This is a genomic window from Curtobacterium sp. VKM Ac-2922 (assembly GCF_022815645.1).
GTDB lineage: Bacteria > Actinomycetota > Actinomycetes > Actinomycetales > Microbacteriaceae > Curtobacterium.
This window is the reverse complement of record NZ_JALGRO010000002.1, coordinates 20,345-36,003: the sequence shown is the minus strand read 5'-3', so window position 1 is coordinate 36,003 and position 15,659 is coordinate 20,345. Positions and strand designations below refer to the sequence as shown.

General features: G+C 69.9%; 19 protein-coding genes and 1 pseudogene. 14 read left to right on the top strand and 6 right to left on the bottom strand.

Going from position 1 to position 15,659, the window contains the following annotated elements; genetic code table 11:
* The first annotated feature begins 32 nt into the window (after positions 1–32).
* Entirely contained in the window at positions 33–311 is a 279-nt protein-coding gene (locus MT346_RS02100) for a hypothetical protein (protein ID WP_243561106.1), read from the top strand.
* A 29-nt stretch (positions 312–340) separates the two neighbouring features.
* Here the strand turns inward: MT346_RS02100 and MT346_RS02095 are convergent, their stop codons facing one another.
* The 4 genes and pseudogenes from MT346_RS02095 to MT346_RS02080 form a co-directional block, all read right to left on the bottom strand.
* The gene (locus MT346_RS02095) at positions 341–772 is read right to left on the bottom strand and encodes a hypothetical protein (RefSeq protein WP_243561105.1); all 432 of its coding nucleotides are present in this window, start codon (positions 770–772) and stop codon (positions 341–343) included.
* Positions 773–860: 88 nt separating this feature from the next.
* The gene (locus MT346_RS02090; protein WP_243561455.1) at positions 861–1,286 is read right to left on the bottom strand and encodes a PRC-barrel domain-containing protein; all 426 of its coding nucleotides are present in this window, start codon (positions 1,284–1,286) and stop codon (positions 861–863) included.
* A gap of 156 nt (positions 1,287–1,442) precedes the next feature.
* Positions 1,443–1,601: pseudogene (locus MT346_RS02085) on the bottom strand (methionine synthase); the annotation flags it as partial.
* Positions 1,602–1,708: 107 nt separating this feature from the next.
* Positions 1,709–2,518 (bottom strand): SDR family NAD(P)-dependent oxidoreductase, encoded by an 810-nt coding sequence (locus MT346_RS02080; protein WP_279396622.1) that lies wholly within the window; start codon positions 2,516–2,518, stop codon positions 1,709–1,711.
* A 77-nt stretch (positions 2,519–2,595) separates the two neighbouring features.
* Between MT346_RS02080 and MT346_RS02075 the strand changes: the two genes are divergently transcribed.
* From MT346_RS02075 to MT346_RS02055, 5 genes are all read left to right on the top strand, one after another.
* A complete protein-coding gene (locus tag MT346_RS02075) occupies positions 2,596–3,249 on the top strand; it encodes a TetR/AcrR family transcriptional regulator (RefSeq protein WP_243561103.1) in 654 nt (217 codons plus the stop codon).
* A gap of 192 nt (positions 3,250–3,441) precedes the next feature.
* The gene (locus tag MT346_RS02070) at positions 3,442–3,726 is read left to right on the top strand and encodes a hypothetical protein (RefSeq protein WP_243561102.1); all 285 of its coding nucleotides are present in this window, start codon (positions 3,442–3,444) and stop codon (positions 3,724–3,726) included.
* Between the two features lie 29 nt (positions 3,727–3,755).
* Positions 3,756–5,597 (top strand): alpha/beta hydrolase, encoded by a 1,842-nt coding sequence (locus MT346_RS18300; protein WP_243561101.1) that lies wholly within the window; start codon positions 3,756–3,758, stop codon positions 5,595–5,597.
* Positions 5,594–6,301: a hypothetical protein gene (locus tag MT346_RS02060; RefSeq protein WP_243561100.1), complete on the top strand. Its 708-nt coding sequence runs from the start codon at positions 5,594–5,596 to the stop codon at positions 6,299–6,301. The genes MT346_RS18300 and MT346_RS02060 overlap by 4 nt, the downstream gene beginning before the upstream one ends.
* Positions 6,302–6,377: 76 nt before the next feature.
* Positions 6,378–6,845, top strand: a complete 468-nt coding sequence (locus MT346_RS02055; protein WP_243561099.1) for a hypothetical protein — start codon at positions 6,378–6,380, stop codon at positions 6,843–6,845.
* A gap of 63 nt (positions 6,846–6,908) precedes the next feature.
* Here MT346_RS02055 and MT346_RS02050 read toward each other — a convergent pair whose 3' ends face one another.
* Both MT346_RS02050 and MT346_RS02045 read right to left on the bottom strand, forming a co-directional pair.
* The gene (locus tag MT346_RS02050) at positions 6,909–7,958 is read right to left on the bottom strand and encodes a methionine synthase (RefSeq protein WP_243561098.1); all 1,050 of its coding nucleotides are present in this window, start codon (positions 7,956–7,958) and stop codon (positions 6,909–6,911) included.
* Between the two features lie 21 nt (positions 7,959–7,979).
* Positions 7,980–8,969, bottom strand: coding sequence for a putative oxygenase MesX (locus MT346_RS02045; protein ID WP_243561097.1), 990 nt, complete (start codon positions 8,967–8,969; stop codon positions 7,980–7,982).
* 72 nt (positions 8,970–9,041) lie between these two features.
* Here MT346_RS02045 and MT346_RS02040 point away from each other — a divergent pair, with 72 nt between their 5' ends.
* The 8 genes from MT346_RS02040 to MT346_RS02005 all read left to right on the top strand — a co-directional run bounded on the left by MT346_RS02040 (position 9,042) and on the right by MT346_RS02005 (position 15,441).
* Positions 9,042–9,983, top strand: coding sequence for a LysR family transcriptional regulator (locus MT346_RS02040; RefSeq protein ID WP_243561096.1), 942 nt, complete (start codon positions 9,042–9,044; stop codon positions 9,981–9,983).
* A gap of 80 nt (positions 9,984–10,063) precedes the next feature.
* Complete coding sequence (locus tag MT346_RS02035; protein WP_243561095.1) at positions 10,064–10,378, top strand: SdpI family protein; 315 nt, start codon at positions 10,064–10,066, stop codon at positions 10,376–10,378.
* 5 nt (positions 10,379–10,383) lie between these two features.
* Positions 10,384–11,244 carry a serine hydrolase gene (locus MT346_RS02030; protein WP_243561094.1) on the top strand — a complete coding sequence of 287 codons (861 nt, stop codon included), beginning with the start codon at positions 10,384–10,386 and terminating at the stop codon, positions 11,242–11,244.
* A 4-nt stretch (positions 11,245–11,248) separates the two neighbouring features.
* A complete protein-coding gene (locus MT346_RS02025) occupies positions 11,249–11,983 on the top strand; it encodes a DUF4129 domain-containing protein (RefSeq protein ID WP_243561093.1) in 735 nt (244 codons plus the stop codon).
* On the top strand, positions 11,980–12,489 hold the full coding sequence (locus MT346_RS02020; protein ID WP_243561092.1) for a hypothetical protein: 510 nt from the start codon (positions 11,980–11,982) through the stop codon (positions 12,487–12,489). The genes MT346_RS02025 and MT346_RS02020 overlap by 4 nt, the downstream gene beginning before the upstream one ends.
* On the top strand, positions 12,486–13,583 hold the full coding sequence (locus MT346_RS02015; protein ID WP_243561091.1) for a MoxR family ATPase: 1,098 nt from the start codon (positions 12,486–12,488) through the stop codon (positions 13,581–13,583). Before MT346_RS02020 ends, MT346_RS02015 begins: the two co-directional genes overlap by 4 nt.
* The gene (locus tag MT346_RS18295; protein WP_243561090.1) at positions 13,580–14,908 is read left to right on the top strand and encodes a DUF58 domain-containing protein; all 1,329 of its coding nucleotides are present in this window, start codon (positions 13,580–13,582) and stop codon (positions 14,906–14,908) included. Before MT346_RS02015 ends, MT346_RS18295 begins: the two co-directional genes overlap by 4 nt.
* A complete protein-coding gene (locus MT346_RS02005; RefSeq protein ID WP_243561089.1) occupies positions 14,905–15,441 on the top strand; it encodes a hypothetical protein in 537 nt (178 codons plus the stop codon). Before MT346_RS18295 ends, MT346_RS02005 begins: the two co-directional genes overlap by 4 nt.
* Positions 15,442–15,659: the final 218 nt, after the last annotated feature.

Here is a 15,659-nt window from a genome sequence, read left to right as displayed (position 1 = left end):
TGTGCGATCCTTCGGGTGTGCGCTATCGGCTGATGAATGAGTACAACTTCGATTGGCCGTTGTGGGACGACGACGGCCCCTGCGCCGCGGGCGCCCCGTCGCTCTCGCCACGGCTTGAACGCGACATCCTAGAGTGGGCCCGCGACTTCACCGAGAACTACGGCGTCGAGACCGGCTGGCCAACTGAGGCAGCTGCCCGCTCCCACGGACGCCAAGCCCGTCGTTTGTTGTCACTCGTCGAACGAGAGCTGCCAGACGGAGACGATGTCGTGCTCGACTACTGGGAGACGAACAAGCGCAAGGGGCTGTAGGTCCCAGAGTCAGCCCGGGCCGCTCTCGGTCAGACCTCCCCGAGCACCTTCCGCCAGGCCGCCGTGAGCGTGGCGAATTCATCGTCGGAGACGAGGTCGCGCACCCCGGTCGCAAGCACCGCGGACCGTACGGCTTCCTCGGCGCCGGCGCGGTCCCGCAAGTGCGCGTCCGAGTGCCGCACCGCGCGTCCGGCCTGCTGTGCGGCCTCGATCTCCTCGACGCGTCCCGCAGCGCCGGCGGCGTCGAGCGCGTGCTGCCACGCGGCCACGAGGTCGGCGTTCGTGACCATCCGTCCGTCTGCGCCTCCCTGGATCGCGAGCGATGCGCTCGGTTCCGGCAGCAGGATGCCCTCGTCAGCCTTCCAGGTGATGTCGAGCGCTTCTGCCTCTTCGGCGGTGATCTGCTCGGCGCGGTCGATCATCGACTGCAGTCCAGCGTCGTTGGTGTTCTTGTCCGTCACGGTGTCCTCTCCGACCGACGCGTTCGCGAGGCCTGGTCCATCTTCCCGGCTGCCCCACTTATCGTGTTCAGCGGCCACATGGTGCTGCTCACGCCGGCGGCGTCGTGCCAGCGCCCTCCGTGTCGTCTGCGCCCGCCGGACCGGTACCGGCCTGGTCGAGGTTCTCGAGCGGATCGCCCATGTCGCCGGTCGCCTTGCCTGTGGGGGAGAGCCCGAAGTGCTTGCGGACGGCGTTCTCCTCGGCGACGGACAGGGTGTTCCCGGCTCCGGGGGAGGGTGCACCCTTGATCGCGCTCTTCGCGTACCCGACGTGCAGGTCTGTGCCGTCGAATGTGGCGTCCTCGACCGGGACGAGAGCGGTGTGGCCCCCGAAGAGCCCGGTCGCGACGCTGACGAACGCGGCGCTGCCGTCCGAGGCAGAGGGGAACACCTGCGCGACCTTGCCGACCGATGCGCCGTCGCGATCCCTGACGGTCGCGTTCTCGACTTCGTGGATCTTGCTCTTGGTGATCATGGGCGTAGTCAACGCCCTGCGCCTGGCGCTTCGCGTCGGAGTTCCCGACCTGCACGTCAGGTCAGGGACGGCCGGTTGCCTGCTGAGGTGACAGGCCCGCCGGAACCGGGCAGAGCCTCCAGACCGGCTCGAGACCGGGGCGCCTGCCGGACGTGACAGGCCCTCGCCGGCGCGTTCGAGTGCGGCGACGCCCCAGTCCTGCACCTCGTCGTGGAAGACGGTGAACGCGGGCTCGTCGAACTGGACGATGTCCATGCCGGCGGTCTCGAGCTCGCGGGCCTCGGGGTTGAGGATCGTGGCGAACTCCCACGCTGTCGGGTCAGCTCCGTCCAGTGGGGCGTTCCTCGTCGTCGGCCGACGCGGTGATTGCAGTGTCCCCCCCCCCCGTGGTGTGGCCTGGTGCGGTCGGACGGTCGGGCTCGTCACCCCACAGACACCGAGCGGGCGAGGTCCTCCCATTCCTCCCACTCGGCGAGACGTTGCCGGACCGTCTCGGTGACGTTCTCGAACGCCTGCGCGGTGAGGAGGATCCGAGCAGGCGGATCCGCAGCCGTCACGGCGCGGAGCGCGGCATCGACGATGGCCCTCGCCGGCGGCATGAGTGACGGATCGAGGTCGAAGCGGGTTGCCATCACGGCGTCGTACGCGGGGTTCGGCCGTGACCGGGTCAGCGACCGGGTGAACCACTCGGTCAACGCCGCCCCGGGTTCGACGATGATCGTGCGGACCCCGGTTCCGACCAGCTCGTGGTGCAGTGCCTCCGTCAGTCCTTCGAGGGCCCACTTCGACGCGTGGTAGATGCCGAGGCCAGCGTGCGCCATCTGGCCGCCCTGCGTCGAGATCTGCACGATGCGGCCGGTGTTCTGCGGCCGCATCACCCGGACAGCTGCCTGGGTGACCCAGAGCGCTCCGAAGAAGCTGGTCTCCATCCCGCTTCGCGCGTCGTCCTCGGAGATGTCCTCGACGACGCCGTCGTGCCCGGTCGCTGCGTTGTTGACGACGAAGTCGAGCCGGCCGAAGCGGCTGCTGGCTTCGCTCATCTCGTGCAGGACCGCGGTGCGGTCGGTGACGTCGAGCTGGCGCAGGTGCAGGCTGTCCGGGAACGTCTCGACGAGTTCGCGCAGGTCGTCCACGTTCCGTGACGTTGCAACGACCCGGTCCCCGCGGTCCAGCGCCGCCTCGACCCAGGCGCGACCCATGCCGCGAGAGGACCCAGTCACAAACCACGTCATCTGGTCACTGTTGTTCGTGCTCATTCTGGCACAGTAGTGCAAGTGTGGCACGCAGTGCCACCCATATGATGATGCGCATGGAAGGTGCGGACATCCGAGTGCGTGTGCGCCGGGCGCTGCAGAACGAGATCGCGGTGGTCGCCATCCGCCTGTTCGCTGAGAACGGGTTCGACGCGGTGACCGTGGACCAGATCGCCGCGCAGGCGGGACTGTCGCGTCGCAGCTTCTTCCGGTACTTCTCCTCGAAGGAGGACGTGGTCACCGGCAAGTACACGCTCTGGGCCGAAGCGCTCGTCGATGCGCATCGCGCCCTCCCCGACGGAGGGGACCCGTGGTGGACCTTGCGTGCGACGTTCGACTCGGTCGTCGACTACTACTCGGATCCGGTCCGACGGAGTCAGCAGGCAGCGCTCGAGGCCATCATCGAGGCGTCGCCATCGCTGCGGTCGGCAGTCGCGGCGGTCTTGTGGTCCCTCCAGGACGGCCTGGCGGACGCACTGCTCGAGCGTGGTGGCGGCACGTCGGCAGAGCTCTCGTCGATCAGGGCTCGCGCCATGGCCGGTGCTGCTTGGGCGTGTGTCCAGGCGGCGCTGCCCACGGCCGCCACGGGCGACTTCGCCGGCGTGCTCGATGAGTTGTTCCAGGCATTCGCCCCGACGTGGACGGGATCTCAGCGGGGCGCAGCGTCGCCGTCGATGGCGCAGCGTTCGGGTGGCGGGCAGCGCGACTGACCCATCCGCTCGCGCTGCCGTTCTTGAAGCGATCCTGCGTCATCGACGTCTTCAGCCCGTGCGGATGTGCGACCGCGCGTCGCGCCGTCGACGGCAGCGATGGAACGCCCGACGACCGATCGGCCGCGGGACATCGTCTTGCGTCTCGTGCCCGTCGGACGCCGTCGAGCGGTCGGTGATTGGCTCTGACCCATGAGTCACCTGGCGGCGATGGTGGCGCGAGCGCTCCAGACAGCGAGCGCTGATCTGGAACACGTGGTGATCGATGTCACGCTCAGTCTGATGAAGACGCTAGGCTTGTGGAACATGAACGGCAATGTATCGGACGTCAAGTACGGTGCAAGTGTTCGAGCAGCCGACGGTCGGCGGACCGTCCGGTTTGGACCCGGCCGCTCGACAGATGAAGTCGGCGGACCCAGGCATCGGGTGCGCGCCACCTGGATGGACCGGCACGTCGATCGTTCAGTACATTCGTAGACCAGATTGCGATCCACACGGGGGTGTGCGTGACGATTGTGTTCGATGACGGTGCAGCCGACGCCCTCATCGCTGCTGCGCACGGGGCTTCCGGGGACCTGCGGTCGCAGGCGATGGCGAACCGCGTGCGAGTCGAGGCCGCGGTCTGGGAGTTCCGCGGCAGTTACGCAACGGTCTTCACGACCGGCAGCACGATGCGGTCGGAGGACACCCAGCGCCTTGCCGGTGTCTTCGCTGACCTCGGGACGGCGATCGAACGAGCGAAGAGGGAAGCCGGCACTGAGCGGCGCCGGCTCCGGGAATCGCGCGAATGGAGGGCGAGGGAGGCGGACCGCGCGAAGCGTCGCGCGTCCGGCGATCCGCTCGCCGTGGCATCGGCTTACATCGACGGCGTGGTCGACCCACGTCCGGATGACACCGCGGCCCACCCGACTCCGGTCACGGCGACCTTTGCCCCGAGGGCGCGCCCGCGCACTGGCGGCGGAAGCTCGGGGGGCACTTCCTCCGCTGATCCCGATGCGCTGCTGACGTTCGTCGGGGCCAGCAGAGCTGCCGACAACAGCACTGCGCAGCACCTGATCCAGGTGAAGAACGCCTGGACCCGCTTCCGCTCGGCCTGCTCATGGGTGCCGGTCGAGGGCTCGACGGTCGTGTCGGGGTTTGACGGCCTGATGGCAGAGAACGCGCTGGAGGCGAGCTGGCTCGAAGGCATCGCGAACGCCTTCGACCGCGCGGGCGGCAGCGCACTCTCGAACCTCACGCTCGACGCCGTGGCGACAGTGACCGCGTCGCCGGCACTGTCGGGGCTGCTCCGACCGGGCCTGACCCCTGCGGAGGTCGCCTCCGCCTACGCCCGGCTCCCGCAGACGGATGGGTACATCGAGTCCTTGCCGTTGGCGACGCAGTACCTCTTCGCCAACCTCGACGGCATCCCTGCCGCGAAGAGGGACATCGCTTCGCGAGCGGTGTTGGCAGCGGCGGTGGAGGACCCCGAACAGGTGTACACGCTGATGGGCTTCGGCGAGCAGCGCGTCGGTCTGTCGGACTTCGAGCAACAGGTCCATGCGCTGCAGGAGGCCGTCGACGAGGCTGATCTTCGCGCGGAAGTGCTGCCTGGGCTCTCAGATTCCAAGACAGCGCAGCTCGTGGGCTTCGGAGTCCACGACGGCGCACTCGTCGCCGCCGTCTCGCTGGGTGACCTCGACACGGCAGAGAACGTGACAGTGAACGTGCCCGGGATGAGTTCCGACGTGTCAGGCATGGGGGAGCGCATCCAGGCCGCCGAAGGGCTGCTGCGCCAGGCGCGCATCGACGATCGATCGCAGACCTACGCCGTCGTCTCCTGGGTCGGCTACCACGCGCCGAACCCGGCAGAGGTCGGCTTCCCAGACCGATCGGAGTCCGGCGCCGCCGAGTTGGCCTCGTTCGTGGACGGTGTCTTCGACAGCAGGCCAGGGGGTGGCCCGGGCACCTTCACCGTTGCAGCGCATTCGTACGGCTCCACCACCGCGGTGCAAGGGCTCCAGTTGACGGAGCATCGGGTCGATTCGTTCGTGTCCTACGGTTCCGTCGGCTTCCCGCGCGGAACCGAGATCGGGGACGTTCACGCCGACAACGTCTACGCGACGGCCGCGAAGGACGATCCGCTCGCGCCGGTCGGCCAGTGGGTGGGCGTCGCCACACGAGCGGATCCGCTCGGGTTCGACGGCGTACAGGAGTTCTCTTCCGAAGCGGGGGACGGCACCTACGGGGTGACGGGACACGACATGTGGCACGACTCCGATTCGGACGACGTCGGGTACCTGTCGCAAGACTCGACCACGCTCCACACGCTGGCGCAGATCGTCGCAGACGGGAAGATGGGGCCATGACCGTCAAGAATCGCCCCCGACTGCGCGGCGCGATCGCGACCATGCTCGCCGCCGTGATGCTCGCGACGACCGGATGCGCCTCGGGCGGCGCAGGCAGAGGAGACGACGTGACCGGACAGAACGCACGAGACGCGGCAGGCAAGACGCAGGCGCAGGTTGGCGATCTCTCGTTGCAGGAGGAGTTCGAGCTTGCTGGCGAGCGGTACGAGCACGGGCAGGCTGTGCTCGCGGCCGCGCAGCGGCAGATCTCGAACGGCAGGTGGTACTGGAACGGTGGAGACGTCCGTCCTCTGCCCGCAGGCGATGCTGCCTTCGGCAAGGCCCCAGAGGGTGCAACCAAGCAGAACTCCTACTCCTTCCGAGCCGTCCGGATCGTCGAACCGGACGGGGCGACCGGCGCAGAGGCGGACCTCGAACCGATGCAGCGCTACTTCGATGAAGAAGGGTGGCGCTCCGGCAGCGCGAAGGTCGGGACCGATCACGAGATCAGGGCCGACACCGGCGATGGATGGTGGGTGACCTGGAGCGTGCGGCCGAACGGGCAGTATTCGCTCGGGGTGTACAGCGAAGCGTTCTGGGCGCGAGACGCTCCGGAGCTCATCAAGGCGATCGCACTGCGCGACCCCGCAGACTTCCCTGACGAGTCTGAGCCCGGTGTGTCGGAGCCGTTCCCGAAGTGGAGCGACCCCGTCCGGCAGCGCTGACCACTCGACCAAGGTGAGAATTACACACGCGGGCTGATCTGGAAGGGTGTTCCGATTGCAAGCGAGCCGACGGAAGATGCTTGTCGCTGTCCTCTCGGCAGGGGCGATCCTGCTCGTCGTCGTTCTCGCCGGTTGCAGCGCCGGGCTCGGGAAGAGTCCGGCGCAGGCGAAACAGTCCATCGTGGCGTTCGTCGAGGGGTCCACCGACGTCGTGGGTGATGGCTGGGAGGTTCGAGACGGTCCGCGGCTCGGCAAGTGCGGTCTCGGCCTGGGGCAAGGCGGTGTGCAGTATGTCTACGCCATGGTCCGTTCTGCGAGCGCCGACCCGAGGGCGGATGTCGTGGCAGTGGAACGCCACTGGAAGGAGCTCGGGGTCACGACCGAGCGCTACCAGACCGGCGGTGAGGATCCGATCCTCGGGGTCCGAGGCAGGGGCGGCCCTGTCAGCTCCTCCGACTTCCGGGCAGATCCGCGGGGCTACACGATCGACGGCAGTTCGCAGTGCTTCGCGGGTGACTTCGACAAGTCGAGCCTCGACAGCTAGGAGTGACGCCACTGCCGACGCGACCTGCGTGACGGTGTCGAGCCGTGCCTTCAGGCTGTGTGGCTAGTGCGCTGCCGGCACCGCAACCTCGGCGAGCTCTGCTCGCACGATGTCCGCGCCTGCGGCCAGGGCGCCGAGCTTCTGGAGCGCCGCGCCCCGCGCAAGCGGCGCCATCCCGCAGTTGGAGCTGGGGATGAGCTTGTCGGCGTCGACGAACTCGAGTGCGCGGCGAATCACTTCCGCGACCTCTTCCGGGGTCTCGACGGTCTCGGTCGCGACGTCGATGGCGCCGAGCATGACCTTCTTTCCACGGATCAATTCGACGAGTTCGAGCGGCACATGCGAGTGGATGCACTCCAGCGACACGGTGTCGATCGACGACTGCTGCAGGAGCGGGAAGGACTGCTCGTACTGGCGCCACTCCGCGCCGAGCGTCTCCTTCCACGTGTTGTTCGCCTCGATGCCGTAGCCGTAACAGATGTGCACGACGGTCTCGGCGCGCAGTCCCTCGGCGGCCCGTTCGAGTGCGGCGACGCCCCAGTCCTGCACCTCGTCGTGGAAGACCGTGAAGGCGGGCTCGTCGAACTGGATGATGTCCACGCCGGCGGCTTCGAGCTCGCGGGCCTCTTGGTTGAGGATCGTGGCGAACTCCCACGCCAGCTTCTCGCGGCTCTTGTAGTGCTGGTCGGAGAGGGTGTCGATCATGGTCATCGGGCCGGGCAGCGCCCACTTGATCGGCCGGTCGGTCTGGGCCCGCAGGAACTTCGCGTCCTCGACGAACACCGGCTGGCGGCGGCTTACGGCACCGACCACGGTCGGGACCGCCGCGTCGTACCGGTTACGGATCCGGACGGTCTCCTTGCGCTCGAGGTCGACGCCGTCCAGGTGCTCGATGAACGTGGTGACGAAGTGCTGGCGGGTCTGCTCGCCGTCGCTGATGATGTCCAGGCCGTGGCGCTCTTGCTCATGCACGGCGGCCCGGAGCGCGTCCTGCTTGCCCTCGGCCAGCGCCGCGCCTTCCAGCTGCCAGGGGGACCAGAGCTTCTCGGGCTCGGCGAGCCAGGACGGCTTCGGCAGACTGCCGACGATGGCGGTGGGCAGAAGGGTGCTCATGCTCGTGGAGTTCCTAACAGGTCAGTGGGTCAGGGCAGCGGGGTTGGTGGCCCACTGCTCGAGGAGTGCTCGGTGCGGCTTCACGAGGTGCTCCTCGGTGTAGCGACCCTGGGTGACGGCAAGGCGGCTGCGTTCCTCGCGGTCGTACGTGACCGAGGGAGTCGAGAAGTCCGTGTGCGACAGGCTCGGGCGGTAGACGCTCGGCGCGGCCGTGTCGGCGTTGTAGATCTCCGGTCGGTAGATCTTCTGGAACGTCTCCATGGTGCTGATCGTGCCGATGAGCTGCAGGTCCGAGTAGTCGCTGACCAGGTCGCCGCGCGTGTAGAACGCCAGCGGCGCCTTGGCCCCGGGCGGCATGAAGTAGCGGACCTGCATCCCCATCCGACCGAAGTAGTCGTCGGTGAGCGAGGAGTGCTCGTGCGCGTACTCGGCGCCCAGGACCGGGTGGACGTACTCCGTCTGCCGGTAGGTCTGACTGGTGGAGACGCTGATGCAGACCACGGGCTCGGCATCGAACTGCGACCGGAAGGCGTCGGACTCCAGGAATCGCTGGAAGAGCGCCCCGTGGAGCTCGCCGAAGTCGGACGGGATGGTGGGTGCGCCGGTGCCGTCCTTCAGCGACGGCAGCAGGACGGCGAAGTCGTAGTCGCGCAGGTACGACGAGAAGTTGTTGCCCAGGATCCCCTGGTGGCGCTCGCCGGTGTGCTGGTCGAGGATCGCGACGTCGAGCATCTCGAGCAGGGGGAACTGCTCGTCCACACCGTGCTCGACGAAGTGGGCCGCGACGGAGACGATGTCGAGTTCGACGCGGAAGCGGTCGTCGTCGGAGTCGCCCGCCGCCAGGTCGTTGCACCGCCGGTCGATCATCGCGAGGGCGCTGCGCAGGTTCTGCTGACGGTGCTCGCCGCGCGCCAAGTTGGCGAAGTTCGTGGTCAGCCGGGAGCTGTCCGCGGGGGAGTAGTCCTCGTCGAACCGCGTCCGCGTGATGCTGAAGGTCAGGTCATTCGCCATCCCCCGATCATGACGGGAGGCGCGGGTCATCGGGTAACTCCCTGTCGCTATGCCCTGGTATAGCCTGCGCCTATGGCACGTGTCTCGAACGACATCACCCTGCAGCAGCTGCGGTACTTCATCGAGGTCGCGACCGAGGGGTCGATCAGCTCTGCGGCCGATCTGCTGTACGTCGCGCAGCCGACGCTGTCGGCGGCGATGAAGGACCTGGAGGCCAGGATCGGCCGGGCGCTCTTCGTGCGTTCGGCGCGTGGTGTCGTCCTCACCGTCGACGGCGTCGAGTTCCTCGGGTACGCCCGGCAGGTGGTCGAGCAGGTCTCGCTGCTCGAGCAGCGGTACGTCGGCGGGCAGCCGTCGCGCCGGCTGCTCGGGGTGTCCGCGCAGCACTACTCGTTCGCCGTCGAGGCGTTCGTCCGGATGGTCGAGGCGGCCGCTGCGGACGAGTACGAGTTCTCGCTCCGTGAGACCCGCACCTGGGACATCATCGAGGACGTCCGCACCCTGCGCAGCGAGGTCGGCATCCTGTACCGCAACGACTTCAACCGGCAGGTCCTCGGGAAACTGCTGCGGGACGCCGGGGTCGTGTTCACGCCGCTGTTCGTCGCCCAGCCGCACATCTTCGTCGCCCGGCGGAACCCGCTCGCCGCACAGGAGCGCGCGACCCTGGCCGACCTGGCGGACCTGCCCCGACTGACGTTCGACCAGGGTGCAAACAACTCCTTCTACCTGGCCGAGGAGATCCTGTCGACGATGTCCAGCAAGCGGGAGATCCGGGTGTCGGACCGGGCGACGATCTTCAACCTGATGATCGGTCTGGGCGGGTACACGATCTCGACGGGGCTGATCAGCGACGACCTGGACCCGGAGATCGTCGCCATCCCGCTCGACGTCGACGAACGCATCGAGATCGGGTGGATCGCGCACGCCTCCGTTCCCCTCACCGTGCAGGCGCAGACGTACCTGGACGAGTTGCGCGCGGTGGTCACCAGCTACGGCGTCGAGCCGCTGGGGTAGACCGAACCTGGCACGTGGAACGTGTTGTGTGAAATGATGATGCGACGGGTGTGCACTCGTGCATGTGGAGAGGGGGCGCGATGGTCGTCATCGTGATGATCGCGGCGATCCTGACGGTCATCTTCGTCGTCCTGCCTGCCCGCGGCGTGATCGGGCGGAATCCGTTCGTCGGCGTCCGAACCCGAGCGACCATGCAGGACGACGCAGCCTGGCGCCGAGGACACCAGGCTGCGATCCTGCCGACAGGCGTCGCCACGGGCGCGGTGATCGTGCTCGGTGGCGGCTCGATCGCCGTGGGGCGGGAGAACGACTCGGTCGCGGTGATCCTGTGTGCGGCGGTGTTGGTCGCCGGGGCGCTGTGGAGCGTCGTCGCGGCGCATCGGGCAGTCGGATAGGTCCGATGCGGGATCCGCGGAAGACCTCTGGCGACTGGCGCGCCAGCCTCCGGACGGACGACGGCTGGGCGACCGTGCGGGAACCCCGCGGGCCGTACGCATCGGCATCCCTGCTGGAGTGGGGGAGCATCACGAAGGGGCTCGTCGGCACGACCGCGTGGTCGACGCTCGACGTCGAGCGGCCCGTCGCGCACTACCTGTCCGGTGTGCCCGACGACAGGGTGACGATCGCCGACCTCGTCCACCACACGTCAGGACTCCCACGGCTTCCGGACGGGATGGCCGGCAACCCGTTCCGCGATCCCTACCGGAGAACGGTCGGCCGTCCGCTCGACCTGTCGGCAGCGGTGCCGGTGACACCCCGCGGACAGTTCGTGTACTCGAACCTCGGGTACGCCCTGCTCGGTGCGGTCCTCGACGTCGTCCACGGCGACTGGTTCTCCGCGGTGACAGAGCACGTGCTCCAGCCGGCGGGCATCACCACCGCGACCATCGCGCCTGACCCGGTGGAGCGAGTGATCCCGACGCTGTTCTTCGGGCGCGCGATCACGCCGTGGGCGCTCGGAGCGTCCCCCTACGCGGCGGCTGGGGGGATCTGGTCCACCTTCGACGACCTGTGCCGGTACGCCGACTGGGCGCTCGCCCCCGATGCGGAACCGGCCCGGACGGTGAGTTGGCAGCGGCACGGGAAGTCGACGTGGATCAACGGGGAGGTCCGCGCTGCGGGCGCCGTCATCGCGAGTGCCGGAGGGGTCACCGCAGTCGTCCATGCACTCGCGAAGGCGCCGCACGCGGCGGACCGGATCGCCACGGCCCTGATCGGGCAAGCGGTTCGCAGGCAGGACGGCGCTCGCGGGGTAGCGTGACGCCATGGCGAACGACGACGGTCCGCACCGTGGGGGCTCCCCGCTCGTCCCCGTCGTCACGTTCGTTCTCGGTGCGCTGGTCGTCGTCGCAGCCGGCCTCGGAGCGCGCCCCGTCATGACCGGCGCACGGTGGTCACCGACGGTCGCCCGGGCCAGTGTCCCGCCGCAGCAGCAGACCGCTCAGCCGCAGTCCACCGGCGAACCGCAGCCGCTCGGCGCACGCGCTGCCCAGCACGTCGACACCACGTGGGTCCTCGTCGTCGCGACGGTGATCGTCGGCGTGCTCGTGGTCCTGGTGCTGTGGTACCTGCTGCGCAACCGACGCCGCCGTGTCCGCCCGGACCAGATCGACGTGGGCGCGCTCGCCGTGGACGTCGCCGTCGACCCCTCGGCGGCGGTCGGGCTGGCGCACATCCGGCGGGGGATCGGTCGAGCGCTCGACGAGCTGTCGGAGCCGCGGGACCCCTCCGACGCGGTCACCGCCGCGTGGCTCGGGCTGCAGGAGTCCGCCGAGGACGCCGGCTTCCACCGCGGGGCCGCCGAGACCCCGACGGAGTTCACCACGCGGATCCTCCGGCAGCTCGACGTCGACGAGACCGCGCTCGCCACCCTGCGTCGCTGCTACCTCGCCGTGCGGTTCGGGGGCGTTCCCGCCACCGCGGCCGACGTCCAGGCGGTGCGTGATGCGCTGCAGACGCTGGACCGGCAGTGGGCCGGCGCTCCGGCGGACCGATCGTGACCCGCCGGTCCACCGTCGGTGTCGTCCTGCTCGCCGTGGTCGCGGCCGGGATCACCTGGTTCTTCGGCGTCGGCGTCGTGCAGTCGTTCGCGGTCGGCGGCGTCGTCGCCGCGGTGGGCCTGACGTGGACCGCGGTCCGCGACGGTGTCCCGCTGACCTGGCCCGAGCCTCCAGTCCGGACCGCGCCCGGCGCCCGCCGCGAGCTGTCCCAGACCGCGTGGACCCTCCGGTCCCACGGCGGCGTGCCGGAGCGGGCGCTCGCCCGTGCTCGCGCGGTCGCGCGGCACCGCCTGCGGACGCACCACCGACTCGATCTGGACGACCCGGCCGACCGCGCTGCGATCGAAGCGGTCATCCCGCCCACGGTCGTCATCGTCCTGCTGAGCGACCGGCGACCCGAGGTGGACCTCGCCGCGTTCGGTGCCGTCCTCACCGCGATCGAGGCGATCGAACCCACCACCCAGCGCACAGCGATCGAGCGCACAGTGACCGAGAGGCAGCCATGACCGTGACCCCGCCCGGAACGGCACCCGACATGCCCATCGCCGACGTCGCCGCACGCGCGCGGGACGTGCTCGACACGGTCGGCTCGGTCGTCGTCGGGATGCGCGAGCCGCTCGAGCTGGCGTTCGCGAGCGTCCTGGCGGGCGGGCACGTGCTCTTCGAGGACGTCCCCGGGCTCGGCAAGACCCTGGCGGCGCGGAGCCTGGCCGCCGCATGCGGGCTCGACTTCCGTCGGTTGCAGTGCACGCCGGACCTGCTGCCGGCCGACATCACCGGCTCGTTCGTCTACGCCCCGGCGACCGCCGAGTTCGTCTTCCGGCCGGGTCCCGTCTTCGCTGGGATGTTCCTGGCCGACGAGATCAACCGGACGTCGCCGAAGACGCAGTCGGCGCTGCTCGAGGCGATGGCGGAGGGGCAGGTGACGGTCGAGGGTGAGGGGTTCCCGCTCCCGCGGCCGTTCCACGTCCTGGCGACGTCGAACCCGATCGAGTACGAGGGCACGTACGCGCTGCCGGAGGCCCAACTCGACCGCTTCATGGTGCGGTTGTCCGTCGGGTACCCGAGCCGCGAGGGCGAGCAGCGGGTGCTGCTCAACCGGGTCCGTCGGCGACACGAGGTGGCGGACGTCCCCGCCGTGATCGACGCGTCCGAGTTGCTGCGCATGCAGGCGAGCGTCGAGGGCGTGCACGTCGACGACGACATCGCCCTGTACTGTGTCGACCTGGCCGGCGCGACCCGGACCCATCGGGACGTGCAGGTCGGGGCATCGCCGCGCGGAGCGCAGGCACTGATGCTGGTCGGACGCGCTCGGGCGGTCATGGACGGGCGGGACTTCGTGACGCCGGAGGACGTCAAGACCGCTGCGGTCGCCGTGCTCACCCACCGGATCTCGCTGACGCCGCAGGCATGGGCGAACGGGGTGGACCCGGCGCAGGTCATCCGCAGCATCGTCGCGCAGGTGCCGGGACCGCCGGTGGTCGGGGTGGGTGGGTCCGGTGCCGGTGCCGGTGCCGGTGCCGGTGCTGGTGGGTCCGGTGCGTCCGGTGCGTCCGGTGGGTCCGGTGCGTCCGGCGCATCCGGCCTGGAGGCGCGGTGAGCGTTCCCGACGAAGCCGCCGCCCGCCCGTCGGCCGGCTCCGACATCACGCCCGCGTGGGCGCGCAACCCGGCACTCGTGTCCGCGCTCGCCGCCGGGGTGTTCCTCGCCGGGCTCGGACTGGTCCTGGGGCGAGCCGAGCTCGCGGTCGTGGCGTTGCCGATCCTGGTGACAGCGGCGTTCGGTGCGCGGGTGCGCCTGGGCGGCGCTGCCATCAGGGTGGCGACGACGCTCGCCCCGTCCGCCTCCGGCCGCGGTGTCGCCTACCGCACGGCGGCGTCGCTGCCGCCGTCTGCCGAGGCAGTCGCACTCGAGTTCCGGGTCGTGGGCGGCCGCCGGCACGTCGTGGTGGTCGGCCCCGGCAGGGCGGAGGACCTGGCCGGGACCGTTCCGATCGCGCACTCCGGGCCGCAGGAGATCCTGCGGACACACGTCTCGCTGCTCGGACGGGGTGGCCTCGCGGTCACGGTGCCGGCGCCGGGCCCCGTCCACGCAGCCGTCATCCCACCGCCGCACCTGCGCATGCAGCACCTGCCGATGCCGCGTCGGGTGACGGGCATCACCGGAGCGCACGACTCCACTCGCCCGGGCGACGGGGGAGAGTTCCGCGACGTCGCACTGTTCGCACCGGGAGACCGGCTGCGGCGCATCGACTGGCGGCGGACTGCACGTCGGGCCTCGCAGCCTGGCGACCTGTACGTCCGGCGCACCTTCGCGACGGCGGACGCGCTCGTCGTCCTCGTCGTCGACGGCCGCGATGACCTCGGTTCCGACGTGACGGAGTGGGGCGGCGCACGGCACGCGGCGCACGAAGCCACGTCGCTCGACCTTGCGCGCGAGTCTGCCGTCTCGCTGGCGACCGCCTACATCAGCGCGGGGGACCGGGTCGGCTTCCGCGACCTGGCCGGGACCGCACGCTCGGTCGAACCCGGCGGCGGGACCCGGCACCTCGAGCGACTCCGTTCGACGATCGCGTCCGTGACCCCGGGCGGTGAGGCGGTGTCGACCGCGCGCATGCCCCTCGTGCCGGCAGCGTCGCTGGTGGTCGTCCTGTCGACCTTCCTCGACGATCAGGCCGCGGCGATGGCCATGACGTGGGCGGCCACCGGACACCGGGTGGTCGCGGTCGACGTGCTCCCCACACCGGACACGAGTGCCGCGGACAAGTGGGAGCGGGCAGCGTTCCGGCTCGTCACCCTCGAACGCGACGACCGGCTCGCGGAGATGGCCGCGACCGGCGTCGAACTGATCCGTTGGCAGGCGGGCGACGGCGGTTCCCCGGCCGTGCAGCTGCGGCTGCTGAGCCGTCCACGGAGGGCCGGATGAGTGTCGGATCGCGGGCGGAGCGCGCCGGAGCCCCGTCCATCGGTCCGGCTGTCCCGGCGTGGACGATCGGCGCGCTCGGCCTGGTCGCCGGGGTCGTCGGGTCAGTCGTCGTTATCGGCGCGAGTGGTTGGCTCGTCGTGGCGGTGGTCCTCGCGGTGGCCGCAGCGCTCCTGCCCCGCGGCCCGTTCGCCGCGCTGCTCGTCGTGCAGCTCGCGCTCGCGGGCCTGGACGGGACGAGCCTGGTGGTCCTCGTCCTGACGACGCACCTCGTGCTGGCGACGGGTCTGCTCTGGGCGTGGATGCCGCGGACCGCGCGGGTGCAGCTGCGAGCGCTCCTGCCCTCGGCACTGCGGTTCATCGCGGTGCAGATCGGTGCGCAGGCGGTGGCGTTCGTGGTGGTCGGGCGGTTCGGGGATGCCGGCCCGGTCGGCGGCATCTGGCTGGCGGTCGCCGGTGCGGTCGCGCTCCTCGCGCTGGCGGTCGGCCTGTTCGTGCCGACGTTGCTCGGCGTCGGGGACGACACCGAGCGCTGACGGGGCGCGGTGAAGACCCGTTCCCTGTGCTCTCAGGGCTGCCGCTTCGCTTCGGTCGGCTTCATGGTGCGTTCTCCAGGGTCGTGGCTGCGGCCCGACAGCAGCATCGCCCCCCTCAGATCGCTGCGCCCGTCTCGATGTGTCCACCGGAGTCGACGAACGTGTCGAGACGGCTCGGTCGCGCACGACTCGTAGGGCCTTCGTCGTCACGCGACTTG